24 protein-coding genes are annotated in these 26,344 nt (G+C 59.1%); 18 read left to right on the forward strand and 6 right to left on the reverse strand.

Annotation, left to right across the window (positions count from 1 at the left end):
• Positions 1-9 precede the first annotated feature (9 nt).
• The 3 genes from K7H22_RS04675 to K7H22_RS04685 are packed head-to-tail and all read left to right on the forward strand — an operon-like array spanning position 10 to position 3,869.
• The gene (locus tag K7H22_RS04675) at positions 10-1,101 is read left to right on the forward strand and encodes a microcin C ABC transporter permease YejB (protein ID WP_230799580.1); all 1,092 of its coding nucleotides are present in this window, start codon (positions 10-12) and stop codon (positions 1,099-1,101) included.
• Positions 1,102-1,143: 42 nt separating this feature from the next.
• Positions 1,144-2,280, forward strand: a complete 1,137-nt coding sequence (locus K7H22_RS04680; protein WP_230799683.1) for an ABC transporter permease — start codon at positions 1,144-1,146, stop codon at positions 2,278-2,280.
• Positions 2,277-3,869 carry an ABC transporter ATP-binding protein gene (locus tag K7H22_RS04685; protein WP_230799581.1) on the forward strand — a complete coding sequence of 531 codons (1,593 nt, stop codon included), beginning with the start codon at positions 2,277-2,279 and terminating at the stop codon, positions 3,867-3,869. Before K7H22_RS04680 ends, K7H22_RS04685 begins: the two co-directional genes overlap by 4 nt.
• Before the next feature lie 12 nt (positions 3,870-3,881).
• Here K7H22_RS04685 and hemN read toward each other — a convergent pair whose 3' ends face one another.
• Positions 3,882-5,237 (reverse strand): oxygen-independent coproporphyrinogen III oxidase, encoded by a 1,356-nt coding sequence (hemN, locus tag K7H22_RS04690; RefSeq protein WP_230799582.1) that lies wholly within the window; start codon positions 5,235-5,237, stop codon positions 3,882-3,884.
• A gap of 65 nt (positions 5,238-5,302) precedes the next feature.
• On the opposite strand from hemN, the gene fnrL reads away from it, so the two are divergent.
• The gene (gene fnrL / locus K7H22_RS04695; protein ID WP_230799583.1) at positions 5,303-6,049 is read left to right on the forward strand and encodes a transcriptional regulator FnrL; all 747 of its coding nucleotides are present in this window, start codon (positions 5,303-5,305) and stop codon (positions 6,047-6,049) included.
• A 47-nt stretch (positions 6,050-6,096) separates the two neighbouring features.
• Here fnrL and K7H22_RS04700 read toward each other — a convergent pair whose 3' ends face one another.
• Complete coding sequence (locus K7H22_RS04700) at positions 6,097-6,936, reverse strand: universal stress protein (RefSeq protein ID WP_230799584.1); 840 nt, start codon at positions 6,934-6,936, stop codon at positions 6,097-6,099.
• Positions 6,937-7,134: 198 nt separating this feature from the next.
• Between K7H22_RS04700 and ccoN the strand changes: the two genes are divergently transcribed.
• The 8 genes from ccoN (at position 7,135) to ccoS (ending at position 15,159) form a co-directional block, all read left to right on the forward strand.
• Positions 7,135-8,739, forward strand: coding sequence for a cytochrome-c oxidase, cbb3-type subunit I (gene ccoN / locus K7H22_RS04705; RefSeq protein ID WP_230799585.1), 1,605 nt, complete (start codon positions 7,135-7,137; stop codon positions 8,737-8,739).
• Between the two features lie 14 nt (positions 8,740-8,753).
• Positions 8,754-9,479, forward strand: a complete 726-nt coding sequence (gene ccoO, locus K7H22_RS04710; protein WP_230799586.1) for a cytochrome-c oxidase, cbb3-type subunit II — start codon at positions 8,754-8,756, stop codon at positions 9,477-9,479.
• 14 nt (positions 9,480-9,493) lie between these two features.
• Entirely contained in the window at positions 9,494-9,703 is a 210-nt protein-coding gene (locus tag K7H22_RS04715; RefSeq protein ID WP_230799587.1) for a cbb3-type cytochrome c oxidase subunit 3, read from the forward strand.
• A gap of 4 nt (positions 9,704-9,707) precedes the next feature.
• Entirely contained in the window at positions 9,708-10,583 is an 876-nt protein-coding gene (gene ccoP, locus K7H22_RS04720) for a cytochrome-c oxidase, cbb3-type subunit III (protein ID WP_230799588.1), read from the forward strand.
• A gap of 313 nt (positions 10,584-10,896) precedes the next feature.
• Entirely contained in the window at positions 10,897-12,333 is a 1,437-nt protein-coding gene (ccoG, locus tag K7H22_RS04725; protein WP_230799589.1) for a cytochrome c oxidase accessory protein CcoG, read from the forward strand.
• Entirely contained in the window at positions 12,333-12,791 is a 459-nt protein-coding gene (locus tag K7H22_RS04730) for a FixH family protein (protein ID WP_230799590.1), read from the forward strand. The genes ccoG and K7H22_RS04730 overlap by 1 nt, the downstream gene beginning before the upstream one ends.
• A gap of 18 nt (positions 12,792-12,809) precedes the next feature.
• Positions 12,810-14,996 carry a heavy metal translocating P-type ATPase gene (locus tag K7H22_RS04735; RefSeq protein ID WP_230799591.1) on the forward strand — a complete coding sequence of 729 codons (2,187 nt, stop codon included), beginning with the start codon at positions 12,810-12,812 and terminating at the stop codon, positions 14,994-14,996.
• 4 nt (positions 14,997-15,000) lie between these two features.
• Complete coding sequence (gene ccoS / locus K7H22_RS04740) at positions 15,001-15,159, forward strand: cbb3-type cytochrome oxidase assembly protein CcoS (RefSeq protein ID WP_230799592.1); 159 nt, start codon at positions 15,001-15,003, stop codon at positions 15,157-15,159.
• A 100-nt stretch (positions 15,160-15,259) separates the two neighbouring features.
• Here the strand turns inward: ccoS and K7H22_RS04745 are convergent, their stop codons facing one another.
• Positions 15,260-16,984, reverse strand: coding sequence for a D-alanyl-D-alanine carboxypeptidase family protein (locus tag K7H22_RS04745; protein WP_230799684.1), 1,725 nt, complete (start codon positions 16,982-16,984; stop codon positions 15,260-15,262).
• Positions 16,985-17,249: 265 nt separating this feature from the next.
• Complete coding sequence (locus K7H22_RS04750; RefSeq protein WP_269063004.1) at positions 17,250-17,948, reverse strand: HAD family hydrolase; 699 nt, start codon at positions 17,946-17,948, stop codon at positions 17,250-17,252.
• 108 nt (positions 17,949-18,056) lie between these two features.
• Between K7H22_RS04750 and clpS the strand changes: the two genes are divergently transcribed.
• From clpS to K7H22_RS04775, 5 genes are all read left to right on the forward strand, one after another.
• Positions 18,057-18,395 (forward strand): ATP-dependent Clp protease adapter ClpS, encoded by a 339-nt coding sequence (gene clpS, locus K7H22_RS04755; protein ID WP_230799594.1) that lies wholly within the window; start codon positions 18,057-18,059, stop codon positions 18,393-18,395.
• Between the two features lie 4 nt (positions 18,396-18,399).
• Complete coding sequence (locus K7H22_RS04760; protein ID WP_230799595.1) at positions 18,400-19,395, forward strand: class I SAM-dependent methyltransferase; 996 nt, start codon at positions 18,400-18,402, stop codon at positions 19,393-19,395.
• Between the two features lie 36 nt (positions 19,396-19,431).
• Positions 19,432-20,232, forward strand: coding sequence for an SDR family NAD(P)-dependent oxidoreductase (locus K7H22_RS04765; protein WP_230799596.1), 801 nt, complete (start codon positions 19,432-19,434; stop codon positions 20,230-20,232).
• Between the two features lie 152 nt (positions 20,233-20,384).
• Positions 20,385-21,293, forward strand: coding sequence for an oxygen-dependent coproporphyrinogen oxidase (hemF, locus tag K7H22_RS04770; RefSeq protein ID WP_230799597.1), 909 nt, complete (start codon positions 20,385-20,387; stop codon positions 21,291-21,293).
• A gap of 226 nt (positions 21,294-21,519) precedes the next feature.
• Positions 21,520-22,563, forward strand: a complete 1,044-nt coding sequence (locus K7H22_RS04775; protein ID WP_419248149.1) for a cytochrome-c peroxidase — start codon at positions 21,520-21,522, stop codon at positions 22,561-22,563.
• A 75-nt stretch (positions 22,564-22,638) separates the two neighbouring features.
• On the opposite strand, the gene hemE is transcribed toward K7H22_RS04775, so the two are convergent.
• Positions 22,639-23,670 carry a uroporphyrinogen decarboxylase gene (gene hemE / locus K7H22_RS04780; RefSeq protein ID WP_230799598.1) on the reverse strand — a complete coding sequence of 344 codons (1,032 nt, stop codon included), beginning with the start codon at positions 23,668-23,670 and terminating at the stop codon, positions 22,639-22,641.
• A 110-nt stretch (positions 23,671-23,780) separates the two neighbouring features.
• Here hemE and hemC point away from each other — a divergent pair, with 110 nt between their 5' ends.
• Positions 23,781-24,725, forward strand: a complete 945-nt coding sequence (hemC, locus tag K7H22_RS04785; protein WP_230799599.1) for a hydroxymethylbilane synthase — start codon at positions 23,781-23,783, stop codon at positions 24,723-24,725.
• Between the two features lie 53 nt (positions 24,726-24,778).
• On the opposite strand, the gene K7H22_RS04790 is transcribed toward hemC, so the two are convergent.
• Entirely contained in the window at positions 24,779-26,182 is a 1,404-nt protein-coding gene (locus K7H22_RS04790; protein ID WP_230799600.1) for an FAD-binding oxidoreductase, read from the reverse strand.
• Positions 26,183-26,344 lie beyond the last annotated feature (162 nt).

Here is a 26,344-nt window from a genome sequence, read left to right on the forward strand (position 1 = left end):
TCTCGGGGCATGGGCGCCTATATCCTTCGCCGCCTGGCGCTGATCATCCCTACATTGCTGGGGATCATGGTGATCAATTTCGCGCTGGTGCAATTCGTGCCCGGCGGCCCGATTGAGCAGATCATCGCGCAGGTGCAAGGGCAGGGCGACGTGTTCGAGGGGTTCGCCGGCGGGGGGGATGCGGGTGCCGGTGCCAATGCCGGTGCGGGATCGGATAGCGGTTATGCCGGCGCGCGTGGCCTGCCACCTGAATTCATCGCGCAGTTGGAGCGGGAATTCGGTTTCGACAAGCCGCCGTTGGAGCGGTTCTTTACCATGCTGTGGAACTACATGCGGCTCGATTTCGGCAATAGCTATTTCCGCTCGATCAGCGTGATTGATCTGGTGCTGGAAAAAATGCCGGTTTCGATCACTTTGGGGCTGTGGTCCACGTTGATCGCCTATGCCGTGTCGATCCCGCTGGGAATCCGCAAAGCGGTTCAGGATGGTTCGCCCTTTGATACATGGACCTCGGGGATGATCATCGTGGCCTATGCCATCCCCGGTTTCCTGTTCGCGATCCTGTTGCTGGTGCTGTTTGCGGGCGGGTCGTATTGGCAGATATTCCCCTTGCGGGGCCTGACCTCGGACAATTTCGACGAGCTTTCATTGTTGGGCAAGGTGGCTGACTATTTCTGGCACATCGCGCTGCCGGTCACGGCCTCAACCATTGCGGCCTTTGCGACACTGACCCTGCTGACCAAGAACAGCTTTCTGGACGAGATCAAGAAACACTATGTGATGACTGCCCGCGCCAAGGGCCTGTCAGAGAAGAAGGTGCTTTATGGTCACGTCTTCCGCAATGCGATGCTGATTGTGATTGCAGGCTTTCCGGCGGTCTTCATCGGCGTGTTCTTTGGAGGCTCGCTGATCATCGAAACCATCTTCTCGCTCGACGGTCTGGGGCGTCTGGGGTTCGAGGCGGCTGTAGCGCGCGACTATCCCGTCATTTTCGGAACGCTGTTCATTTTCGGGCTGATCGGGCTGGTCGTGGGTATCCTGTCAGACCTGATGTATGTACTTGTCGATCCACGTATCGACTTTGAAAAAAGGGAGGGCTAAGCCATGTCATCGCTGCCTGATCCCACAGTGACGCCGGCGCCCATGCCCGCCGACGTCGAAGCCCCGAAAAAAGCGTTCCTGTCTCCGCTGAACCAGCGCCGCTGGAACAATTTCAAGCGCAATCGCCGCGCTTTTTGGTCGCTGATCATCTTTTCGGTACTGTTCGGTCTGTCGCTTTGTGCCGAGTTCATCGCAAATGACAAACCGATCCTCGTGAAGTATCAGGGCGCGTTCTACACGCCGATTTTCTCTTTCTACCCCGAAACAACATTCGGCGGTGATTTCCAGACCGAGGCCCCTTATCGCGATATCGAGGTCCAGTGCCTTATCGCCTCGGGCGGGCTGGAGGATTGTTTTGACGATCCCGAAAGTATCATGCTTCAGGCCGAAACCGGCATGGTCAACGGTGAGGCCATTCAGCAAGGATGGGCCATGTGGCCGCTGATCCCCTATAGTTTCCGCACCACTGTTGACAGGCCGGGTGCAGCGCCTCTGCCACCCAACAGCCAGAACTGGCTGGGCACTGACGATACCAAGCGCGATGTGACAGCCCGTGTGATCTATGGTTTCCGCCTGTCGATCCTGTTCACGCTAATCGTAACCACGCTGGCCTCGCTGGTCGGGATCGCGGCGGGAGCTATTCAGGGCTATTTCGGCGGCTGGATCGACCTGATTTTCCAGCGCATCATCGAGATTTGGGGCGCAACGCCCGCGCTTTATGTGATCATCATCCTGTTCGCCATATTGGGGCGAAGTTTCTGGCTGTTGGTTTTCATCACGGTCCTGTTCGGCTGGACAGCTCTGGTGGGCGTGGTGCGTGCCGAGTTCCTGCGCGCCCGCAATCTGGAATATGTCCGCGCGGCAAAAGCACTGGGTGTCAGCAACACGACGATCATGTTCCGGCACATGCTGCCCAACGCGATGGTGGCAACGGTCACCATGCTGCCCTTCATCGTGACCGGCACCATTGCCACGCTGGCGGGGCTGGATTTTCTGGGCTTTGGTCTGCCCTCGTCCTCGCCATCCTTGGGCGAGCTGACCTTGCAGGCCAAGCAAAACCTTCAGGCCCCGTGGCTGGGCTTCACCGCGTTCTTTGTCTTTGCCATCATGTTGTCGCTGCTGGTCTTCATCTTTGAAGGCGTGCGCGATGCGTTTGACCCCAGAAAGACCTTTCAATGAGCCTTTTAGAGGTCCGGGATCTGACCGTATCGTTCAAGCAGGACGGCAAGCTGACACATGCCGTGCGCGGTGTCAGCTTCACGCTGGAGCGGGGCGAGACTGTTGCGCTGGTGGGGGAAAGCGGATCGGGCAAATCCGTGACGGCCCTCAGCACCGTGTCGCTGCTGGGTGACAGCGCGCAGGTTGCAGGGTCGGTCACCTATGACGGCCAACAGATGATCGCCGCGGATGATGCGATGCTGCGCAAGGTGCGCGGCAATGATATCAGCTTTATCTTCCAGGAGCCGATGACAAGCCTCAACCCGCTGCACACGCTGGAAAAGCAGTTGTCGGAATCGCTGGCGCTACATCAGGGCATCGTCGGCGAGGCCGCACGCGCGCGGATCATCGAATTGCTGGACAAGGTCGGCATCCGCGATGGCGAAAGCCGCCTTGGCGCCTATCCGCATCAGTTGTCGGGCGGGCAGCGTCAACGCGTGATGATCGCCATGGCGCTGGCCAACAAACCAGATGTGCTGATCGCGGACGAGCCGACGACGGCCCTTGATGTGACGATTCAGGCGCAGATCCTCGATCTGCTGGCCGATCTGAAACGCACCGAGGATATGGGGCTGCTGTTCATCACGCATGATCTGGGCATCGTGCGCCGCATCGCCGACAAGGTCTGCGTCATGCAGGCCGGCGAGATCGTTGAACAAGGCCAGACGGCCGAGATTTTCGCAAATCCGCAACATGAATATACCCGCAAGCTGCTGGGTGCACGCGCATCGGGAATGCCTGTTCCCGTGCCGGAAGACGCGCCGGAACTGATCCGCACGGACAACCTCAGGGTCTGGTTTCCGATTCAACGTGGTTTGCTCAAAAGAACCGTGGGCCATGTGAAGGCGGTCAATGACGCGACGCTTAGCGTGCGCGCAGGTGAGACATTGGGGATTGTGGGTGAAAGCGGATCGGGCAAGACAACGCTTGCTCTGGCCATCATGCGTCTGATCTCTTCCGAAGGGGCGATCACCTTTGACGGGCAGGACGTTCGTGGCTGGTCGACCAAGAAATTGCGGGCCTTGCGTAAAGATATGCAGATCGTCTTTCAGGACCCGTTCGGAAGCCTGTCACCCCGCATGACTTGCGAGCAGATCATCTCGGAAGGCCTGGGTGTGCATGGTGTTGCCCCCGGACAGGACAAGCGCCAGATGGTCGCCGAGATCATGACCGAGGTAGGGCTGAACCCAGCCACGATGCACCGCTATCCTCACGAGTTTTCCGGCGGCCAGCGCCAGCGTATCGCGATCGCGCGCGCCATGATCCTGCGGCCAAGGCTACTGGTGCTGGATGAACCCACATCGGCGCTGGACATGACGGTGCAGGTGCAGATCGTCGATCTGTTGCGCGCGCTACAGGTGAAATACGGGCTGGCTTATCTGTTCATCAGCCATGACCTGAATGTCGTGCGGGCCATGAGCCACAAGATGATCGTGATGAAACAGGGCGACGTGGTCGAGGCGGGCGAGGCACAAGAACTGTTTGCCAACCCACAGACCGAATATGCCCGCACGCTTCTGGCGGCGGCACTGGACCTGAAAAGCGCCTGAACGGCACCCCAGTCAGATCGCCGAACTATGTCCGGCCTTGCTCATGTCATAGGCATCGAAGCTGCGCGCGATCATGCGTGTCAGCGGGCGGGCCTCGACCGGAATGCTCAACACGCCGGAAGACAGCTCGATCACGCCGGGAAATTCCGCCAGCGTCCGGTCAAACAGCCGCTTAACCTCGGCAGATGAAACACCGAACCTTGCCTCGATTTCGGCCGATTCGATCCTGAAATCGCACATCAGGGCCTCGATCATCCGGCTGCGGAGCTTGTCATCCAGACTGAAGACATGACCCTTGGAGACCGAGAAACGCCCCTCGCGGATCGCAGTTGTATGGGCGCCCGTGGCCGGTGCGTTCTGGGCATAGCCCTGCGGAAACTTCGATATCGACGATGCGCCAACCCCGATAAGAACGTCAGAAGGATCGTCGGTATAACCTTGGAAGTTGCGTTTCAGCGTTCCCGATCTCATCGCCACGCTCAGGCCATCCGTTTGCGTCGCAAAGTGGTCGATCCCGATCTCGGCATAGCCATCCCAGAGAAACAGACGGCGGGCGGTTTCGAACAGGTCCAAGCGCTCTTGCGGTGTTGGCAGCGCGTCCGAAGGGATCATCTGCTGGCGCTTGGCCATCCACGGCACATGGGCATAGCCATACAGCGCCACACGGTCGGGGCTGAGCGAGAGCAGTTTCTGAACGCTTTCTGTAATGCGCGCGCGGGACTGGTGCGGAAGGCCGAACAGGATATCGGCGTTCAGGCTTGTGACACCACGGGTACGGATCGCCTCGACCGCGTCACGCGTGATATCATAACCCTGTATACGTCCGATGGTCTGCTGGATGCGCTCGTCAAAGTCCTGCACCCCGATTGAGGCGCGGTTCATGCCCGCAGCGGCAAGCGCATCAAGGCGTGCCGCGTCAATTTCGTTCGGATCAATCTCGACCGAGAACTCGCCACCCGGGGCCATTGGCGCGATGTCAAAGATCGCGTCGGCCAGATCGGTCATCATTGCGGGTGACAGTAAGGTCGGCGTGCCGCCACCCCAATGCAGACGTGACAGGCGCACGCCTTCCGGCAATACGGCTCGCAAAAGTGTCAATTCTGCTTTCAGTGTCTCAAGATAGGCCGCAACTGGCGCGTCGCTCTGCGTGCCTTGGGTGCGACAGGCGCAAAACCAGCACAGCCTGCGACAAAAGGGGACATGCACATAAAGAGATATGTCCTCCTCCGGCTTTATCGCTTTGATCCAATTGGTATAATCGGACGCACCTATCCCATTCGAAAAATGCGGAGCCGTAGGATAACTCGTATAACGCGGTACTTTCGCGTCGAAGAGACCAAGTTTTGCGAGTTGCTTTTTCATCATCATCTATCTAGCCTGCTAGACAGCCAAACGAAAATCTTTGACCCAGATCAAATGCGCGAAGTGCCGATATGCTGAATGAGAAAACCGTGTCTCACTCGGTCGAGTGTGATGACTGCCCGATCAGGCATCGGGCTGTATGCGCGCGTTGCGAAAGTGATGAGCTCGAACGGTTGGAGGAAATCAAATATTACCGCTCGTTCGAAGCAGGCCAAACGGTGATCTGGTCGGGTGACCGCATGGATTTCGTGGGCTCTGTCGTGTCTGGCATTGCGACACTTACCCAGACGATGGAAGACGGGCGCACCCAGATGGTCGGGCTTTTGCTGCCTTCGGATTTCGTGGGCCGTCCCGGTCGTGACGGATCTGCCTATGATGTGGTCGCGACTACGGATCTGGTGATGTGCTGTTTCCGCAAGAAGCCTTTTGAGGCGATGATGGCGCGGACGCCCCATATTGCACACCGTCTGCTGGAAATGACGCTCGACGAGTTGGACGCAGCGCGCGAATGGATGCTGGTTTTGGGGCGTAAAACAGCGCGCGAAAAGATTGCATCCCTGCTGACGATCATCGCGCGGCGTGACGCGTCGCTGAACCTGCGTTCGTCGAAAGGGTCAATGGTGTTCGATCTGCCGCTGACGCGCGAGGCGATGGCCGATTATCTTGGCCTCACGCTGGAAACGGTCAGCCGCCAGATATCGGCGCTGAAACGTGACGGTGTTATCTCGTTGCAAGGCAAGCGGCATGTGACCGTGCCCGATTTTTCGCGCCTGCTGGAAGAAGCAGGTGACGATAGCGATGGCGGCCTGCTGGCCTGATCCCGCCGTATTGGTGCTGACCGGAATGATCAGCACCAAATTTTCGTTTAATGTGCCAGCAACACGGGAATAGTGCAGTTTTCCAGCATGTTGCGGGTAGCCCCCCCAAGAATCGCCTCGCGGAAACGCGAGTGGCCGTAAGCGCCCATGACGATCATCTCGGATTCCGTATCCATCGCATGACGCATCAGGACATCGGAAACACGCGGCAGCGTCTTTGACAGAACGTCAATCTCGCAATTCACACCGTGCCGCGACAGGAATTGCGACAGCAACCCGCCAGGGTCAGACCGTGTCGGGCTGTGTGCGGGGGGATCAATCACCACGATCCGCACCAGATCGGCTGCAATCAGCAAGGGCAGGGCGGCGCGCGAGGCGGCCAGCGCCTCGTCGCTTTCGTTCCATGCCAGCACGATCCGTTTCGGGCTTGTCACGACAGGGCCAGCTTCAGGCACCATGAATACAGGTGTGGCACCATCGAACATCGCGGATTCCAGTATCGGCTCAAGCTCGGCACCGCGTTTCTCGCCATATGGTTTCGGCAGGATCGCAATATCCGAAAAACGTGCGCGCTGCGCGACGTGCCGCCCCATATCAGCCAGTTGTGCAACGCCGCTATCGACATTCCAGCGTACATCGCTGTTCTGGAGGACCTTTTTCACATGGGTTTCAACCTCGCGCGCCTCGTCCTGTGCGCGCGTGATCGTTTCTTGCAGGATCATTGCATTGGCCCCTGCGTAGTAGAATCCGGTCTGCGTGCGGTCGAGACCCATGCACAGCACGTCCAGATGAGCATCATAGGCCTGCGCCATGGCGACAGCCTGATCCAGAACCGGACCCGCAAGTGCAATATCCGTCACTACCGAAAACAGTGTTTTGTACGCCATGTCATTCTCCTTTGCAGTCATTCTGATGAACCATACTACCATGCCGGTAGTCCGGCCACATTGACACGCGTCAAAAACGGAAGCGCCAAGTCTTGACACAGATCAAGGCAAACAGGGCGCTGACCCCCCATTACAGGGTCAGTCTGCAGAACCCCGAGATCGTGACGAATCACCGGGAAAGGACAAAAGGGACGCAAAATGTTGAATTATATCAAGCTGATCGTGCTTGGCCTTATCACGCTCTTCGCGTTGATAGCGGCCAATTACGCAAGAGACCTCGCTTTTCTCGTGAACGCCGTAATTGTTGCGGCCGCGGCGGGTGGGGTTTTCCTCTGGACGCTGCGCCATACCGACGAGCCGTTGGTCAAGCGTGACCTCTCGGGGGAATACATGGACGGTGTCGTACGCGCCGGTGTGATTGCCACGGCCGGTTGGGGCGTGGTCGGGTTTCTGGTTGGTGTGGTCATCGCCTTTCAGCTTGCCTTTCCCGCGCTCAATTTCGAATGGGCACAGGGATATCTGAATTTTGGTCGCTTGCGTCCGCTGCATACCTCGGCGGTGATTTTCGCATTTGGCGGGAACGCCCTGATTGCGACTTCATTCTATGTCGTGCAGCGCACCAGCGCAGCGCGCCTATGGGGCGGCAATCTGGCCTGGTTCGTTTTCTGGGGATACCAGCTTATGATCGTGCTCGCCGCAACCGGCTATCTGCTGGGGGCCACGCAATCTAAAGAATATGCCGAGCCTGAATGGTATGTCGACTGGTGGTTGACCATTGTCTGGCTGGCTTATCTGGCGGTATTCATGGGGACGCTGGTCAAGCGCAAAGAACCGCATATCTATGTGGCCAACTGGTTCTACCTGTCCTTCATCATCACCGTTGCGATGCTGCATGTGGTCAACAACCTCAGCATTCCGGTCTCCTTCCTCGGTTCCAAATCCGTGCAGGTCTTCTCGGGCGTGCAGGATGCGATGGTGCAGTGGTGGTACGGCCATAACGCTGTGGGCTTCTTCCTGACAGCAGGCTTTTTGGGCATGATGTATTACTTCGTGCCGAAACAGGCCGAACGTCCCGTCTTCAGTTACAAGCTGTCGATCATCCACTTCTGGGCGCTGATCTTCCTGTATATCTGGGCTGGCCCGCACCACCTGCACTACACCGCGTTGCCGGATTGGGCCTCGACCCTCGGCATGGTATTTTCGATCGTGCTGTGGATGCCGTCTTGGGGTGGCATGATCAACGGCCTGATGACCTTGTCGGGTGCTTGGGACAAGCTGCGGACCGATCCGATCATCCGGATGATGGTTATCTCGATCGGCTTCTACGGCATGTCCACCTTTGAAGGGCCGATGATGTCGATCCGCGCCGTGAACTCTCTGTCGCACTACACAGACTGGACAATCGGACACGTGCATTCCGGCGCGCTTGGCTGGAACGGCATGATCACTTTCGGCGCGCTCTACTTCCTTGTGCCGAAACTGTGGAACCGCGAGCGGCTCTATTCGCTCAGCCTCGTGTCATGGCACTTCTGGCTCGCGACAATCGGGATCATTCTCTATGCCGCCTCGATGTGGGTGACCGGTATCATGGAAGGTCTGATGTGGCGTGAAGTCGATGCCAACGGGTTCCTCGTGAACAGCTTTGCCGACACCGTTGCCGCCAAACTGCCGATGTATGTGGTGCGCGGTCTGGGCGGGGTCATGTTCCTCTCCGGTGCCATCATCATGTGCTACAACCTCTGGATGACTGTCAAAAGTTCGCCGGCCGTAAAGGCCACGAACTCCGCAGTCCCGGCTGAATAAGGAGGGCCGGAGCAATGGCAATTCTCGACAAACACACCGTTCTGGAAAAGAACGTCACGCTGCTGGCCATCTTCGCCTTTCTGGTGGTGACGGTCGGTGGGATCGTGCAGATCGCCCCGCTGTTCTGGCTGGAGAATACCATCGAGGATGTAGAGGGCGTGCGCCCCTACTCCCCGCTGGAACTGGCCGGACGTGACATCTACATCCGCGAAGGCTGCTATGTCTGCCACAGCCAGATGATCCGACCCATGCGCGACGAGGTGGAACGCTATGGCCACTATTCGCTGGCTGCCGAAAGCAAGTACGACCACCCGTTCCAGTGGGGGTCCAAGCGGACAGGACCGGATCTGGCCCGTGTTGGTGGTCGCTATTCGGATGACTGGCATGTGGACCACCTGCGTGACCCGCAATCGGTGGTGCCGGAATCGGTGATGCCGAAGTACGGCTTTCTCGAAAACCGTTTGATTGATGGCGAGTATGTCGGAGATCTGCTCAAAACCCATCGGATGGTTGGTGTGCCCTACACTGAAGAGATGATCGAAAACGCACGGGCCGATTTCGCGGTGCAAGTCGATCCTGACGGTGACTGGGACGGTCTGGTGGAACGCTATCCAGGCGCACAGGTCCGCAACTTTGACGGACAGGCCGGTATTTCCGAAGCGGATGCACTGATCGCCTATTTGCAGATGTTGGGCACGCTGGTCGATTTTTCGACCTTCACACCCGACGCAAGCCGGTAGGGGGGGGCGGAACCATGGAAACCTATTCCCTGCTACGCCAGTTCGCCGATAGCTGGATGCTTCTTGTGCTGTTTCTCTTCTTTGTCGGGATGATCATCTTCGTGATGCGTCCGGGCAGCACAAAAACCTATCGCGACGTCGCGGACATTCCGTTCCGGCATGAAGACAAACCCGCCGCCGCAGATGATAAAGCTGCACGCGCCCACAACGCCAAGGAGGCGTGAGGACATGGCAAAAAAACCGCTCAACACCCCGAAAAAGGAAGACGTGGACACAACAGGCCACAGCTGGGACGGCATTGAAGAGTATAACAACCCGTTGCCGCGTTGGTGGCTCTGGACTTTTTATGCAACGATCGTCTGGGCCATCCTCTACACTGTCGCCTATCCCGCATGGCCCGGAATCAAAGCTGCGACGCCCGGCCTGCTGGGCTGGTCAACACGGGCCAATGTGCAGGCTGATATCGAGTCTGCAGAAGCCGCAAATGCCGCCATCAACACGCAACTGGCATCGGTCGAACTGACGGCAATCGCTGATGATGCCGAGTTGCGGACCTATGCAACATCTGCAGGTGCTGCCGTTTTCCGGACTTGGTGCGCGCAGTGCCACGGTTCGGGTGCAGCCGGTGTCGCGGCCTCGGGTTATCCCAATCTACTGGATGATGACTGGCTGTGGGGCGGCGATATCGAGGCGATCCACACCACGATCAATCACGGTATCCGCAACGAAGAGGACCCGGATGCACGTTGGTCGCAAATGCCTGCATTCGGAGACATTCTGGCGGGTGACGAGATTGATCAGGTCGTGAACTACGTCATGTCCCTGTCGGGCACACCGCAGGATGCGTCTTTGGTCGAAGCTGGTTCGGTAATCTATCAGGACAACTGCGCGGCCTGCCATATGGAAGACGGCACCGGTGATCGTAATCAGGGAGCACCAAACCTCACAGATGCGATCTGGCTTTACGGCGGCAGCCACGACACCTTGACCCAGACAGTGGCCTATTCGCGCTTTGGCGTGATGCCGTCGTGGTCAAGCCGTCTGTCAGAGGCTGAAATCCGCGCAGTTGCCACCTATGTGCACCAGCTTGGTGGTGGCGAGTAACCCTGCGACAAGTTACCCATGGGCGCAATATACGCCGATGGGCCGGTGCCGGACCTTCCGTCCTGTTCGCGCGTTTCCTGGAAGGCCGGCACCACCTGAACCCGAAATGGCCCGTCGCGCAAAGCTGGCGGGCCGTTTTCCATCCGGCCTTCGACATTTGCGCGACGTGTTGGTCCCTACTTCGCCTTCGCAGGCTGACTTTGCGGAATAGGTGCCTCGCAGATGCAGTATTTGATGCAGGTCAAGGTTGCCCCATCCAATCCCTGTGACAAGACACTAGACGCAAACCCGAACGAGACGGAGCGAATCTGCCGTGTCCCAAACTGAACCAGAAGCCCCCCCAAGCCTGTATGCCGCGCGCGAGCCTATCTTTCCAAGGCGCGTATCAGGCAAATTCCGCAACCTGAAATGGGTGATCATGGCGGTAACCTTGGGGATTTATTACCTGACGCCCTGGATTCGTTGGGATCGCGGCCCCAACCTGCCTGATCAGGCAGTGCTGCTTGATCTTGCAAACCGGCGCTTCTTTTTCTTCTGGATCGAGATATGGCCGCATGAATTCTACTTCATCGCCGGCCTGCTGGTCATGGCCGGTCTTGGCTTGTTCCTGTTCACCTCGGCGCTGGGCCGCGTGTGGTGCGGCTATGCTTGCCCGCAGACGGTCTGGACCGATTTGTTCATCCTTGTCGAGCGCTGGATCGAAGGCGACCGCAACGCCCGCCTGCGTCTGCACCGACAGGAGAAATGGGATGTCCGCAAACTCCGCCTGCGGATGACCAAATGGATCAGTTGGTTCCTGATCGGACTGGCGACAGGCGGTGCTTGGGTTTTCTACTTCACCGATGCGCCGACACTGGCCCGCGATCTGGTGACGCTGAACGCGCATCCCATCGCCTATACAACTATGCTGATCCTGACGATGACGACCTTCATCTTCGGTGGTTTCGCGCGCGAACAAATCTGCATTTATGCCTGTCCGTGGCCACGTATTCAGGCCGCCATGCTGGACGAGGACAGCCTGACAGTGGGCTATCGCGACTGGCGGGGCGAACCCCGCGGCAAGCTTCGCAAGGGGGAAGGCGCGGAAAACCTTGGCGATTGTATTGACTGCATGGCCTGCGTCAATGTCTGCCCCATGGGGATCGACATTCGTGACGGCCAACAGATGGAATGCATCACTTGTGCCCTGTGTATCGACGCATGCGACGATGTCATGGACAAGATCGGCAAGCCGCGTGGTCTGATCGACTATATGGCCTTGACGGATGAAACTGCAGAACGCGCAGGCAAGGCACCCAAGCCTGTCTGGAAACACGTCCTTCGCCCGCGTACGATCCTATATACGACGCTATGGTCTCTGGTCGGCGTGGGTCTGGTGATCGCCCTGTTTATCCGCTCGGACATTGAGATGACTGTTGCGCCGGTGCGTAACCCGACCTTTGTCACCCTCTCGGATGGCTCGATACGCAATACCTATGACGTCCGTTTGCTCAACAAACAGGGCGAGGAGCGTCCGTTCAAGGTGACCGTCGTCGGGGACGAGCCGTTTCTGGTCGAACTGGAAGCCGCAGAGGGAGATACTGTGATGGTTCCGGCTGACACCACCTTCCTGCAAAGGGTCTATGTCGTTGCACCGGCAGGCAGTCAGTCTGCGGCCAGCGAACGCGTCGATCTCCGGCTATGGGTCGAGGATATGACCAATGGCGAACGCGTCTACAAGGATACGATATTCAACGGGAGTGCGAACTGATGACCGAGAGAAAACTGACAGGGCGCCACGTGCTGATGATCTTTTGCGGGGCATTCGGCGTCATCATCAGCGTGAACCTGCTTCTGGCCTATTCCGCCGTCAGCACCTTTCCGGGGCTTGAAGTTAAAAACTCCTACGTGGCCAGCCAGCAATTCGACGAGCGCAAGGCCGCGCAAGAAGCCTTGGGGTGGACCGTGCGCGCAGATGCGGCCGAGGGTCAGGTCATTCTCAGCATCTCCGACGAGGCGGGCAGGCCCGTGCGGGTCGGTGGACTTGAGGCCGTCGTCGGGCGCGCCACCCATGTTGCAGATGATATCAGGCCCGAATTCATCTTCAATGGCGCCTCCTATACCGCGCCGGTCGATCTTGCGGATGGCAACTGGAACATCCGCATGACGGCGCAAGCCGAAGACGGCACCAAATTCGCACAACGCGTTATTCTCCATGTGAAACGCTGATCCGGAAGGCTCCCTACCATGACCGCTGCAATACGCCCGTCGATCTCGGCCTGCCCTGCCTGTGTTGCCGCACCGGGCGCGCAGGCTCTGGCTGAACAGGCGTTGCACAAGGACGCGCATATTGCGCTGTCCTTGCCCTTGATCCATTGCTCGGCCTGCATTTCCTCGGTCGAACGCGCCTTGACGGCAGCGCCGGGGGTGAAATCCGCCCGCGTGAACCTGACCCTCAAGCGCGCCACGATCGAGGCTGATCCGGCTGTCACTGCCGATGATCTGGTCAGGCTGCTGGAGAGCGCAGGGTTCGAGGCGCATGAACTGGATGCAGGCACCTTGTCGGCAACTCAGAATGATCGCGTCGGACGCGACGTTCTGATGCGGATGGCGGTTGCCGGTTTTGCCATGATGAATGTCATGCTGCTGTCGGTCGCAGTCTGGTCCGGCGCAACGGATGCGACGCGTGATCTGTTCCACTGGATATCGGCGGCTATCGCCTTGCCAACACTGGCTTTCTCGGGCGTGCCTTTCTACAAAAGCGCGTGGTCCGCTTTGCGCGTAGGCCGGTCCAACATGGATGTTCCCATCGTCACCGCCTTGCTGCTGGCCGTGGTCGCGTCGGTCTGGGAAACTGCATTATCGGGACATCATGCCTATTTCGATGCGGCTGTTGCGCTGGTTTTCTTCCTGCTAACGGGGCGCTATCTGGATCACAGGACCCGCGCCATTGCCCGTTCGGCCGCGCAGGAATTGTCGGCGCTCGAAGTGCCGCGCGCCACGGCCTTGCGTGAAGGGGCCGAGGTGCAGCTTCCGGTCGCGCAGCTTAACATCGGTGATCTGATCCTTGTGCGTCCGGGAGGCCGGATGCCTGTGGACGGGACGATCGTCGAGGGGCAGTCCGAGATTGACCGCTCGCTTCTGACCGGCGAGACCTTGCCGGTATTTGCTGAAGCGGGTCGGGACGTGTCGGCAGGCGAGGTTAATCTGACGGGTCCGCTGGTCGTGCGGGCCACAGCCGTTGGCCGCGATACCTCGCTGCACCGTATGGCGGATCTTGTGGCCATCGCCGAAAGCGGTCGCTCGCGCTACACCTCGCTCGCGGATAGCACGGCCAAACTCTATACGCCCGGTGTGCTGCTTTTGTCGGTGCTCAGTTTCATCGGCTGGTATATCTACACGTCCGACGTTCGGACATCGCTGAATATCGCTGCGGCTGTTCTGATCATTACCTGTCCCTGCGCGCTGGGGCTTGCTGTTCCAGCAGTGACCACGGCAGCTTCGGGGCGGTTGTTCCGTCGCGGGATGTTGATCAAGGATGCCACAGCGATGGAGCGTCTGGCCAAGGTCGATGCCGTTGTTTTCGACAAGACCGGTACGCTGACGGCTGGCACACCGGAGCTGACCAATCTGGCCGACCGTGACGCAGCGGAGCTGGAGGTAGCACTGGCCCTTGCGCAGGGTTCGTCGCATCCGTTGTCCCTATCCTTGGCGGCAGCAGCGAGCGCGGCGGGCGTCACGGCTGCTGATGTGACTGATATCATCGAAGTGCCGGGTTTTGGCACGCAGGGGCAATGGCAGGGTCGGTTGGTTCGCTTGGGTCGGGCGGCCTGGGTCGGGGCCACACCCGGCATCGACACGGCGGCTTGGCTGGCCCTCGGCGATGCAGCACCGCGCGCTTTTGTGTTCAGCGACCGTCCGCGTCCTGGAGCAGAGGAAGCCGTCAGCCGCCTGAAGGCGCGCGGTATCCGCGTACTGTTGATCTCGGGTGACAACGCGCCGGTTGTCGAGAGCCTCGCCCAACGACTGGGCATCGCGGAATGGCAGGCCGAAGCTTTGCCTGCCGAAAAATCTGCGCGGATTGCCAGCCTTCAGTCCGAAGGGCATCATGTTCTGATGGTGGGTGACGGTTTGAATGACACGGCGGCACTGACGGCTGCGGATGTGTCGATTTCTCCTGCCTCGGCGCTGGATGCGGCGCGGGTGGCGTCCGATATCGTGTTGTTGGGCAGTGATCTGACACCTATCGCGGATTCACTTGTCACCGCGCAATCCGCTGTGCGGCGTATCCGCGAGAATTTCAAGATTGCCACGATCTACAATGTGATTGCCGTGCCTATCGCTATTGTCGGGCTAGCCACGCCGCTGGTGGCGGCCTTGGCGATGTCCAGCTCCTCGATTATCGTGGCTCTGAATGCTTTGAGGCTCAAGTAACCCGATGGAAGTGCTGTCCTATCTGATCCCGATTTCCCTGATTCTTGGTGGCATCGGCCTTGTCGCCTTCATCTACACAGTGCGCAGCAACCAGTATGACGATCCCGAAGGTGATGCGAACCGCATTCTGAACGACGATTGGGACGATCATCCCAAGCCCTGATGCGGGGCAGGGGCTTCACCTTGCCGGACGCATCCTCGGGGGAGAACGGTTCTGCAGGGGCCATCGAAGGGCGCAAAGCCCCCTACAATAACAGCCGGATTTAGCTGGGCCCGATCATGAAACACTGCACCTGCCGCGCTTGCAGGCGGCGGCAGGCCATATCAGCGGTTTCGCGGGTCAAGCCCATGAAATTAGCGTCAAATCCGCCGCTGCCCTGCTTGATTTTCCGCAATGCACCATCGAGCGTATTCATCTCTGTCAGGGCTGTCTGCAACAAGACCTTCTCGGCGGCATGGCGGCTGCCGTAGCGCCCGACATTGATACCCCAGTGGCGACCGCCAGAGGTGCTGATCCGTGTCACGACATCCGGTTCCTGACTCGCAGCGGGCGCGGCATCCATGATCTCTGCCTCCTCGGTGGGCAGGCTGGCCAAAACAACCAGTCCGTCAGGCCGTGCACGCGGTTTGACAGATGGGACGGGAATGACCGCAGCCAGGGCTGCCGGTTGAGCCTCGGCAACCGCTGTGGTCAGAGCTTCGGCTGCCAATTCTTCGGGGGCCAGATCTTCTGGGGTCAGTGTATCTCTGGCATCGCCTTCGCCCATCATTTCCTCGTCTTCTACAACGGCGGCAAGTTCCGCAATCTGGACGGGGCGTTCAGGGATGCTTGCCGGCGGGTTGATCACTGCAATCGGTGTGGCTTCGGCCTCAACTGTGGCTGCCTGCGCTGTCGCCACCTGAACGGCGGCGGTTTGTGCGGCCACTTGTGAAAGGGCTTCGGCGATGCTGTCATTCACGGCCACAAGCACCGGCGGTGGCATGCCTGAACCGGGCCGCGACACAGGGCGCAGACTGGTGCTTACAGCGGTGACCAGTCGAATTGTCTTGCCTGCAGCGGGTCTGCCGGTGCCAACGGACGCAACCAGCGTTTCCTGGTCGCCAGCGCTTGGACCACGACCGGGAATCGCGTCGGGTTTTACGGGTTTGCGCAGGGCGACATTGGCGGGGGCTTTTTTGAAGCCAAGATCAAGAAGTTCGGCCACCCGCTGGTTGCGGGTCACAGTGGAGCGACCACCGAACACCGTTGCGATAACCCTTGTACCGCCGCGTTCCGCCGAGGCTACGAGGTTGAAACCTGCGGCGCGTGTGTAGCCGGTCTTGATCCCGTCCGCCCCGCGATAGCTGTCCAGCATACGACGGTTTGTGTTGTTCACATGCGCGATCCCCGCATCAGTAGAGCGGCGCGAGAACAGGTTATAGTATTCGGGAAAGTCATAGAGCATGTGCCGACCAAGAATGGTCATGTCCCTTGCTGTGGACATATGGCCCTCTTGCGTCAGGCCGTGCATGTTCTTGAAGGTCGTGCGCGTCATGCCCATTGCTGCGGCTGTGCGGTTCATGCGTCGGGCATAGGCGGCCTCGGAACCCTCGATTGCGGTGCCGATGGCATGGGCGGCATCATTGGCAGATTTGATGGCGGCAGCACGGATGAGATACCGTAACTTGATTTTCTGGCCTGCGCGCAACCCTAGCTTGCTTGGTGGTTCGGCTGCGGCTGCCGCGGGAACCGTGACAACGGTGTCCAGCGAAATCTCGCCACGCTCGATGGCCTGAAAAGCCACATAAAGTGTCATCATTTTGGTCAATGAGGCAGGATGCAACCGCGTATCCGCGTTTTCCGAATGCAGCACCTCGCCATTCCGCGCGTCTATCACCATGGCCGCATAAGGCGCTGACCTCACGCTGAGCGGAAGCACAACGATCAACCAGATTGCCGTGAAGATAAATAGCCCTAGCCGGGCCGGCTGCCTGTGCCGCACCTTCATTGTCACTGCCTTCTGCCTCAAGCCGCCGATTTTTCGGTCGGTCAAATTATTATAGGTTCAGGCTACCACAGAGAATTTGCTGAATAAAGTATTCATTTCCATGGTGTTTCGCGGTGTGGTTGCGCGAGATGATGTCATCACCACCATATCTAGGGGGTGAATGTCAGCGCATACTCTAGCTATGCCGCAAGGGGCCGGGACTGGCCTGGCGTCCCTGTTGCGCGCACATCACAAATCATCCGGATTTCAGACAGCACAGCCGTTTTCAGCCGATGTCACGCACCAGATCGGGCAGGGCACCAAGGTCTGCAAGCTCAAGGAACCGCTTTGCGCCTGTCGGCGGGGGTGCCATTTCGATGTCCCACTCCAGCCCGTGCGGGACATGCACGCCCCAACCGCCCGCATCAATCACCGGAACAACATCCGAACGCATCGAATTGCCGACCATCATGGCCCGCGCGGCACCGTCGCCATGTCTGGCAAAGAGTGTCTCGTAAACAGCGCGCGTTTTGCTCGAAACAATCTCGACCTCGTCAAACAGATCGCCCAAACCCGATTGCGCCAGCTTGCGTTCCTGATCCATCAGGTCGCCCTTCGTGATCAGCAGCACCTTGTGCGATGCAGCGATGGCTTCAACGGCCTCGCGCGCATGTGGTAATAATTCGATGGGATGGCGCAGCATGTCCTGACCGGCGGCGATCAGTTCTGCGATGGCACTGGCGGGAACGCGCTGTTCGGTCACTTCGATCGCTGTTTCGATCATCGACAGCACGAAGCCTTTGATACCAAAACCATATTGTCCAAGATTGCGCCGTTCCGCCGCCAGCAGGCGTTGCATCAGGTGGTCCGCGTCGGTGTGGTCGCGCAGCAGATCGGCAAAACGCTCTTGCGTGAGACGGAAAAACCGCTCGTTCTGCCAAAGTGTGTCATCAGCATCAAAGCCGATTGTGGTCAGATTCTGCATCACTTCACAGCCGATCCAGGTACTGCCTCTTTTCTAATGGGGCATTGAGGTTATATAGAGGCTCTGAAGCCAGCCCTTACAATGACCGACAAATCGAAGTAGCGCCAGATGACCCAGCGGCCCATTATCATGTCTGACAAGAAAGACGGCGATGGTGATGCATCGGTCGTTGTGCAGACACGACCCAAAACTAAGCGGCCGCCGCTTTACAAGGTTCTGCTGCTCAACGACGACTACACGCCGATGGAATTTGTCGTTCACGTGCTGGAACGGTTTTTCGGGATGTCCCACGCGCAGGCTTTCGAGATCATGCTGACAGTGCACAAAAAGGGGCTGGCCGTTGTTGGCGTGTTCAGCCACGAGATTGCAGAAACCAAGGTGACGCAGGTGATGGACTTTGCCCGCCGCCACCAGCATCCGCTGCAATGCACAATGGAAAAAGAATAGCCTTATGTTAATCGACCGTCTGTCGCTGGCCCTGTCGGACGGCGACCTGTCGCTGCCCGCATCCGGCAGTATCGCTGTCCTCGCGCCTAAAGCAGGGGCTGACATTGGTGCCTTGCCAAAGGAACGGGTGCAGATCGTTACCGGCTTCAAACCTGATTTTGATGCTTTTTCTGCGGCAGGCTACGCCTGTGCGCGCCAGTCTGATGGCACCTTCTCTGCGGCGCTGGTGTGCTTGCCGCGCTCCAAGGCGATGGGGCGTGCATTGGTGGCGCAGGCCTGCGATCTGGTCGGTCCGAATGGTCTGGTGATGGTGGACGGTCAGAAAACCGATGGGATCGAGTCCATGTTGCGTGACCTGCGTGGCTTGACCGTCACGCCTGCTGTTTTGTCCAAAGCGCACGGCAAGATCATATGGTTCAAGGCCATACCGCTCCCCGCGACGTGGCAGGCGCAAGGCTACCAACCCGTGGCCCAAGGGTTCGTGACTGCTGCGGGTGTCTTTTCCGCTGACGGCATTGATCCCGCGTCGCGCTTGCTGGCCGACGCCCTACCCGACAAAATCGGTGCGCGCGTGGTCGATCTGGGCGCGGGATGGGGATATCTGGCGGCGCAAGCGCTAACGCGCGACACGGTCAAAACCCTTGATCTGGTTGAGGCCGATCATGTGGCACTGGACTGCGCGCGCCAGAATGTCACCGATCCGCGCGCGCGGTTTCACTGGGCGGACGCCACGACATGGAAACCTGAGACAGCGGTGGATGCGGTTATTATGAACCCGCCGTTTCACAGTGGCCGTGCGGCTGACCCCGATATCGGGCGGGCCTTTATCGCCGCCGCCGCCGGCATGTTGACGCCCCAAGGCCATTTGTGGATGGTGGCAAACCGCCACCTGCCTTACGAGGCGGCGCTGGTGCAGCATTTCACAGAGGTTGCCGAAATAGCAGGCGACAATCGTTTCAAGATATTGTCGGCTGCACGGCCATCTCGCCAGCGGCGCTGAGACAGGCTATCTTTCCCCGAACAACGGAGACCCATCATGTCTTTTTCCATCAGCGGGAAGACCGCCATCGTGACCGGAGGTGCTTATGGTATCGGTCTGGCGATCGGTCGGCATTTTCTGGATAAAGGGGCCAATGTGGTCTTTGCCGATCTGGACGAGGACCGTCTGCGCAAGGAATTCGGGTCGAACGAGGATGGCAAATCCCATCGCTATTTTGCAGGGGATCTGCGGGAGAGGCTCACGATTGCGAACCTTCTTTCTGCCACGATAGATGCTTTCGACCGCGTGGATATTCTGGTGAATGGCGCGCGCCAGATCATCAAGACTGATGCTTTGGACCCCGAGGATACATCCGTCGATGCGCTGCTGAACCAGAATCTACTGACCTCGCTCAGGCTGTCGCAAATGGTGGCGCGCCGGATGATCAAGCAGGCAGAGGATCAGGAGATCGAGAACGTCGGCACCATCGTCAACATTTCCTGTCTTGCCGCGCAACGTACACACCCTGATCTGATGGCCTATTCGATTTCGACTGCGGCGCTGGACCAGATGACCCGCTCGCTCGCCCTTGCGCTTGCCCCGCATCGCATCCGTGTAAATGCCGTGGCGTTCGGCTCGGTGATGTCGGCCAGCCTGAAGGCGGCTATCAAGGAAAACCCCGACTACCGCGACCAGATCATTGAACGCACCCCTCTGGGCCGGATCGCCCCACCGTCCGAACTGGCGGAAGCGGTGCAGTTTTTGGTGTCGGATTGCTCGGGCTTCATGACGGGCCAGATCATGACGGTCGATGGCGGACGCGGCTTGCTGGATCCGGTGATTGTCCCCGCGCATTGAGCGCGCGCGTCTGAGGTCTTGGGGCGCTGCCCCAAACCCCGGGATATTTTCGGCAAGAAGAAGCAGTATCGCCGCCATTGCGCGTCTGGCGCTGAAGGGGCGGGGCTGCTAGGTTTTCTCCGTATGAGACCGAAACGCTGACAGGACCACCCATGAATCAGACCACCGCGCCAGCTTCGGCGATGCAGACCGAGAAAGAGACCGCCGCCGCCTGGTTCCGCCAATTGCGTGACGATATCGTTGCCGCTTTCGAGGCTCTGGAGGATAGCCAGACCGATGGACCGACCGCGTCCATGCCTGCAGGGCGTTTCGAGGTCACACAAACGCGGCGCACAGCAGAAGATGGTGGTGATGCCGGCGGCGGTTTGATGAGTGTCATGCGCGGTGGCCGCGTGTTTGAAAAGGTGGGGGTAAATATCTCGACCGTTTACGGAACACTGGGTGCGCGGGCTCAAAAAGCGATGGCCGCGCGCGGTGTGCCCGGTATGGAGCACGATCCACGCTTCTGGGCCTCGGGCATCAGTCTTGTGGCCCATATGCAGAACCCGCATTGCCCTGCCGTGCATATGAACACGCGGATGTTCTGGACACCGGGCGCATGGTGGTTCGGGGGCGGTTCGGATCTCAACCCCTGCATTGAATATGCCGAGGACACGGCCCATTTCCACGCCGTCCAAAAAGAGCATCTGGACCCCCACGGTGAGGGGCATTACCCGCGCCTCAAGGCATGGGCGGACGAGTATTTTTTCGTGCCGCATCGTGGCCGTGCGCGCGGCGTCGGGGGCATTTTTCTGGATGACCACAACACAGGTGACTGGGCTGCGGATTTCCGTCTGGTGCAGGATATCGGGCGCGCCTTTCTACCCGCCTATCTGCCGTTGGTCGAAAAGCGCCGGCCGCAACCGTGGGACGAGGCCGACAAGGATGTGCAACTGGTCCATCGCGGTCTCTATGCCGAATATAATCTGGTTTATGACCGCGGTACAAAGTTTGGTCTTGAAACCGGCCATGACGCGAACGCCGTTCTGATGAGCCTTCCGCCTCTGGCAAAATGGGTCTGACAACAGACGTCGCATTCCTTCTGGAAAACGCGTTCAAAAGGGGGCCGGAAGGTCCCTTTTTTTGTTTGTGTTCCTGTCTTTTGATAACATGTGAACAGTATGATTTTGCATGAAAAAAACGTGTTGTTGACCTGTATCAAAGATAATTGGTCCGGACCTTGTCAGGGTTGGTTAAGGAGATGTGCGATTCTCGGCTTCGGGTTCTGGAGGCTTTGATATTATGACCATGATACGATCAACCCTGTTTGGAACAGTCGCTTTTTTGGCGTTGTCACAGGTAGCGACCGCATCCGAACTGCGCGGTGTCGCGCTTGAGATGTTCAAACCCTTGCCATCGACCACGCCGTCAGTGCGCGACAACCCGATCACGCCTGCCAAAACCGACTTGGGCAAGGCGCTGTTCTTTGATCCACGTATGTCTGCTTCCGGTGTGTTCTCGTGCAATTCCTGCCACAATCTTGCAACCGGCGGGGACGACAATATGGAAGTCTCGATCGGCCATGCATGGCAGAAAGGGCCGCGCAATTCGCCTACCGTGCTGAACTCGGTTCTCAACGAGGCGCAATTCTGGGATGGCCGCGCTGCCGACCTTGCCGAGCAGGCCAAAGGTCCGGTTCAGGCGGGGGTCGAGATGGCCAACACGCCCGAGAATGTCGTGGCTACACTGAATTCGATGCCGCAATATGTGGAATGGTTCAAAGCGGCCTTCCCGGACGAGGCGGATCCCGTCACGTTCGACAACTTCGCCAAGGCGGTCGAGGCATTCGAGGCCACGCTGATCACGCCCGCCCCGTTTGACGCCTTTCTGAATGGCGACGATGCGGCACTGAATGACGAGCAGAAAGCAGGGTTGGAGCTGTTTATGGACAAGGGCTGTGCCGCTTGCCACAATGGTGTGAACCTTGGCGGCAACGGGTACTACCCCTTCGGTCTGATCGAAAAGCCTGGTGCCGATGTGCTGCCGCCCGATGACAAAGGGCGCTTTCAGGTTACAGCTACGGCTGACGACTCATACGTGTTCCGTGCGTCGCCGCTGCGCAACATCGACCAGACCGCGCCTTATTTCCATTCCGGCAAGGTCTGGGATTTGAAAGTGGCCGTGGCTATCATGGGCACCTCGCAGTTGGGCGAGGAGTTGAAAGATCAGGAAGTGGATCAGATCACGGCCTTTTTGACCTCGCTGACAGGGACTTTGCCGCAGATCGTCTATCCAGTCATGCCGGCCGAGACTGCATCGACCCCGCGCCCGTCGGGAGAAATCGTCCGATGAACTGTCGAAGCGAACAAAAGAACGCGCAAAGCTTGCCTTGCGCGTTTTAGTTTGCCGCAAAATTGCCCAGCCGTTTCAGGCGCTGCGAACGGCCTCGATCATCCGCGTCACGTTGTCAGGGTCCGCATCAGGCGTGATGCCATGACCCAGATTGAAGATATGCGGGCCGTTCTTTAAGGCGCGCACAATCCGTTGCGTTTCATCCACCAATGCATGCCCGCCAGTGACCATATGCGAGGATTTCAGGTTGCCCTGAACACAGCCATCCGGTTGCACATGCGCGGCCACCCATTCGGCGCTGACCGAATCATCAACCGCAACGCAATCGGCTCCGGTCGCCTTGGCGAAGCCAATGTATTTGTCGCCGCCCTCGCGCGGGAATGCGATGACCGGAATACCCGGATAGCGAGCTTTCAGGGCGGTAATGATCTCTTTGGTGGGTTGCATTGCATAGGTGTCGAAATCGGCACCGCTCAAAGATCCTGCCCAACTGTCGAAAATCTTGACCACTTCTGCACCGGCCTCGATCTGCGCGGACAGATATTCGATCGTCGCCGCCGTGATCCGCTGCATCAGCGCGTCGAATACGGGCCGGTTCTCGGCCTTCAGCGCATGGGCCGGACCCTGATCCTTGGTGCCCTGGCCTGCGATCATATAGGTGGCCACCGTCCATGGCGCACCGGCAAAGCCGATCAGCGTGGTCTCGCGCGGTAGTTCGCGGCTGAGAATCCGCACCGTTTCATAGATCGGGTTCAACGTTTCATGGATATCCTCGACCGGTTTCAGCGCATCCAAACCCGCTTGCGTGGTGATCGTGGACAGGCGCGGTCCTTCGCCGGTGACGAACCACAGATCTGCACCCAGCGCCTGCGGAATCAGCAGGATATCGGCAAAAAGGATTGCCGCGTCAAAATCATAGCGGCGCAGGGGCTGCAAGGTAACCTCGGCAGCCAGTTCGCTGTTGTAGCACAAGGACAGGAAATCCCCGGCCTTTTCCCGCGTGGCGCGGTATTCCGGCAGGTAGCGCCCGGCTTGCCGCATCATCCATATGGGCGGTGTATCCAGAGTTTCGCCTGCAAGCGCGCGTAAAATCGTTTTCTCGGTCATAACTGTTCCCCTCGGTTGACAGTTTCGTCCCCTTTGGGCAGCCAGATGTCAAGCATCAGGTGTCCATCTGGTGCTTGTCAGGCCTGCCTGACATCACTAACAAATGTCTCATGACATTGACACGCCCCACACCCGCCTCACCGCTGAAAATCGGCACCCGTGGTTCACCGTTGGCCCTCGCGCAAGCGCATGAAACACGCGCGCGCCTGATGGCCGCGTTCGATCTGCCGCAAGATGCGTTCGAGATCGTCGTGATCAAAGTGACCGGCGATGCGATACAGGACCGTCCGCTCAAGGATATTGGCGGCAAGGGCCTTTTCACGCGCGAGATCGAAGACGCGCTGCTGGACGGTTCCATCGACATTGCGGTCCATTCAATGAAGGATATGCCGGTGCTGCAACCGGCGGGTCTGTTGCTGGATACCTATCTGCCGCGCGAGGATGTGCGCGATGCCTTCGTCGCGCAGGATGCAGCCACGCTGAGGGATCTGCCCGAGGGCGCGCGCGTCGGATCATCCTCGTTGCGCCGACGCGCGCAGCTTCTCAATGCTTTTCCGCATCTTGAAGTGGTCGAATTTCGGGGCAATGTGCAGACACGCCTGAGAAAACTGGCAGATGGCGTAGCCGCGGCCACGTTTCTGGCGCAGGCAGGTCTGAACCGTCTGGGGATGGCCCATGTCGCGCGCGGCGCGATGTCGCCCGACGATATGCTGCCCGCCGTGGCACAGGGTGCCATCGGGATCGAACGGCGCGCGGATGACATGAATATCGCCGCGATGCTGGACGCCATCCATCACACCCAGACTGGACAGCGCCTTGCCGCCGAACGCGCCTTTCTTGCGACGCTGGACGGTTCCTGCGAGACACCAATCGCTGGACTGGCCGAGATCGACGGCACCACCCTGCGCTTGCGCGGCGAGGTGTTGCGCCCCGACGGTTCCGAAAAGATTGCCGATGATCGCAGCAGCACCATTGCCGATGCGCCCGATATGGCCCGCGACATGGCGCAATCCCTTCTGAAACAGGCAGGCCCGGGCTTTTTCGACTGGCGCTGATCCGCGCCCACCGGTTCTTCTTGCCCTAAATATCCCCGCCGGAGGCGCATCTGTCAGTCTGGCAAGACCTTGCCGGGATTGAGGATGCCCTTGGGGTCCAGTGCTGACTTGATCGCCCGCATCACCGATAGCGCGACCTTGTTCTTACGGCGTGCCATCGACGGCAGTTTGGACGTGCCGATGCCGTGCTCGGCCGAAAAGCTGCCCCCCAGATCCAGCACAACATCCTCGACCGCTTCCATGATCGCGTCATGCACGGCGGGGTCCTGCGAGACAGGCCAGACGGTGTAATGCACATTGCCATCACCCAAATGGGATACGATCAACTCCTTGGCACCTGCGTCCAGCCTGTTCAGACGTCCGTGGATGCGGTCCAGAAAGTTGGCGACCTTGTCCAGCGGCACAGCGATGTCGTTGTTGACAATGGGTTTATGCGCCATAGCGATCTCGGCTGCCGCCTCGCGGCGTTCCCACATCTCGGCGCGCTGAGCCTGCGATTGTGCGACGACAGCATCCAGAATCGCACCGCCTTCGAACATCTGTTCCAGCACTTCCTCCAGATATGCTGAGACCGGCACGCGCCCGTCCGGACCGGGCAGGCAGTCGCGCGGCGCTGTTGCCCCGACCTCGACCAGAATGTTGATGTCATGCATCGCCTCGAAAGGTGCTTTGGCCTGCGGAAACTTCGCCAGATGCCCCTCGATATAGGCGCGCGGCATGTATTCAAAGGCTTCGACACCGCCGCCGGTTGCCTCTTGCAACCGGTTCAGCAGGCTGAGTGCCTGATCCAGAGAAGGTGCGGCCACCATCGCCGTGGCATAGGCGCGGGGCTTGGGGGCCAGTTTCAGAACGGCGGCTGTAATGATACCCAGCGTGCCTTCCGCCCCGATCATCAGGTGACGCAGATTGTAGCCCGAGTTGTCCTTGTGCAACTCGCTCATCAGGTCCATCACCTCGCCGCTGGGCAGGACAACCTCCAGACCGAGGCACAGATCACGCGTATTGCCATAGCGCAGAACATTCGATCCGCCTGCATTGGTTGACAGAAAACCGCCGACCATGGTCGAGCCACGCGCGCCGAAGGTGAGCGGAAAGATCAGCCCTTCGGCATCGGCGGCATCATGCAGGCTGGACAGGATCACGCCTGCCTCGACGATTGCGATACGGGCTGCGGGTCGGATCTCGCGGATGCGGTTCATCCGGTCCAGTGACAGCATGATCGCACCTTCTGCTCTGGTGCCGCCAGCAAGGCCAGTATTGCCCGACACCGGCACGATCTTCGTTCCGGTGTCATTGGCAAGGCGCAGGATGGCAGATACTTCGGCAGTAGAGGAAGGGCGCACAACGGCCAGCGGTTCCCATGTGTAGACGCCGGTCCAGTCCCGTGACCAGCGTGCCATGTCGCCGCCGGTTGCCACATTGGCCTTGCCTACGATTGCCTCTAGCTGATCTATCATCCCGCGCTTCCCTTCGGTTCAGGATCGGTCATATCCAATAATTGTTTCGCATCTGACCGAGAAGGGGCAGGGAAGGCAAGCCATCCGGCGCGCAGTGCAGACTTGCGACATCTTGCCTATTCCATAGCGGGCACTGGATAGTGCCTCGCGATCGCCTATGTG

The sequence above is a fragment of the Seohaeicola saemankumensis genome (assembly GCF_021021435.1).
GTDB lineage: Bacteria > Pseudomonadota > Alphaproteobacteria > Rhodobacterales > Rhodobacteraceae > Seohaeicola.

Coding starts and splice junctions, on each gene's coding strand:
- K7H22_RS04775 (WP_419248149.1), top strand. CDS start 21,520: ATGATACGATCAACCCTGTTTGGAACAGTCGCTTTTTTGGCGTTGTCA.
- K7H22_RS04715 (WP_230799587.1), top strand. CDS start 9,494: ATGGAAACCTATTCCCTGCTACGCCAGTTCGCCGATAGCTGGATGCTT.
- K7H22_RS04685 (WP_230799581.1), top strand. CDS start 2,277: ATGAGCCTTTTAGAGGTCCGGGATCTGACCGTATCGTTCAAGCAGGAC.
- K7H22_RS04675 (WP_230799580.1), top strand. CDS start 10: ATGGGCGCCTATATCCTTCGCCGCCTGGCGCTGATCATCCCTACATTG.
- hemF (WP_230799597.1), top strand. CDS start 20,385: ATGAATCAGACCACCGCGCCAGCTTCGGCGATGCAGACCGAGAAAGAG.
- K7H22_RS04790 (WP_230799600.1), bottom strand. CDS start 26,182: ATGATAGATCAGCTAGAGGCAATCGTAGGCAAGGCCAATGTGGCAACC.
- fnrL (WP_230799583.1), top strand. CDS start 5,303: ATGCTGAATGAGAAAACCGTGTCTCACTCGGTCGAGTGTGATGACTGC.
- K7H22_RS04700 (WP_230799584.1), bottom strand. CDS start 6,936: ATGGCGTACAAAACACTGTTTTCGGTAGTGACGGATATTGCACTTGCG.
- clpS (WP_230799594.1), top strand. CDS start 18,057: ATGACCCAGCGGCCCATTATCATGTCTGACAAGAAAGACGGCGATGGT.
- hemE (WP_230799598.1), bottom strand. CDS start 23,670: ATGACCGAGAAAACGATTTTACGCGCGCTTGCAGGCGAAACTCTGGAT.
- K7H22_RS04730 (WP_230799590.1), top strand. CDS start 12,333: ATGACCGAGAGAAAACTGACAGGGCGCCACGTGCTGATGATCTTTTGC.
- ccoP (WP_230799588.1), top strand. CDS start 9,708: ATGGCAAAAAAACCGCTCAACACCCCGAAAAAGGAAGACGTGGACACA.
- K7H22_RS04680 (WP_230799683.1), top strand. CDS start 1,144: ATGCCCGCCGACGTCGAAGCCCCGAAAAAAGCGTTCCTGTCTCCGCTG.
- K7H22_RS04760 (WP_230799595.1), top strand. CDS start 18,400: ATGTTAATCGACCGTCTGTCGCTGGCCCTGTCGGACGGCGACCTGTCG.
- hemN (WP_230799582.1), bottom strand. CDS start 5,237: ATGATGATGAAAAAGCAACTCGCAAAACTTGGTCTCTTCGACGCGAAA.
- ccoS (WP_230799592.1), top strand. CDS start 15,001: ATGGAAGTGCTGTCCTATCTGATCCCGATTTCCCTGATTCTTGGTGGC.
- K7H22_RS04735 (WP_230799591.1), top strand. CDS start 12,810: ATGACCGCTGCAATACGCCCGTCGATCTCGGCCTGCCCTGCCTGTGTT.
- ccoO (WP_230799586.1), top strand. CDS start 8,754: ATGGCAATTCTCGACAAACACACCGTTCTGGAAAAGAACGTCACGCTG.
- K7H22_RS04745 (WP_230799684.1), bottom strand. CDS start 16,984: ATGAAGGTGCGGCACAGGCAGCCGGCCCGGCTAGGGCTATTTATCTTC.
- K7H22_RS04750 (WP_269063004.1), bottom strand. CDS start 17,948: ATGCAGAATCTGACCACAATCGGCTTTGATGCTGATGACACACTTTGG.
- ccoN (WP_230799585.1), top strand. CDS start 7,135: ATGTTGAATTATATCAAGCTGATCGTGCTTGGCCTTATCACGCTCTTC.
- K7H22_RS04765 (WP_230799596.1), top strand. CDS start 19,432: ATGTCTTTTTCCATCAGCGGGAAGACCGCCATCGTGACCGGAGGTGCT.
- hemC (WP_230799599.1), top strand. CDS start 23,781: ATGACATTGACACGCCCCACACCCGCCTCACCGCTGAAAATCGGCACC.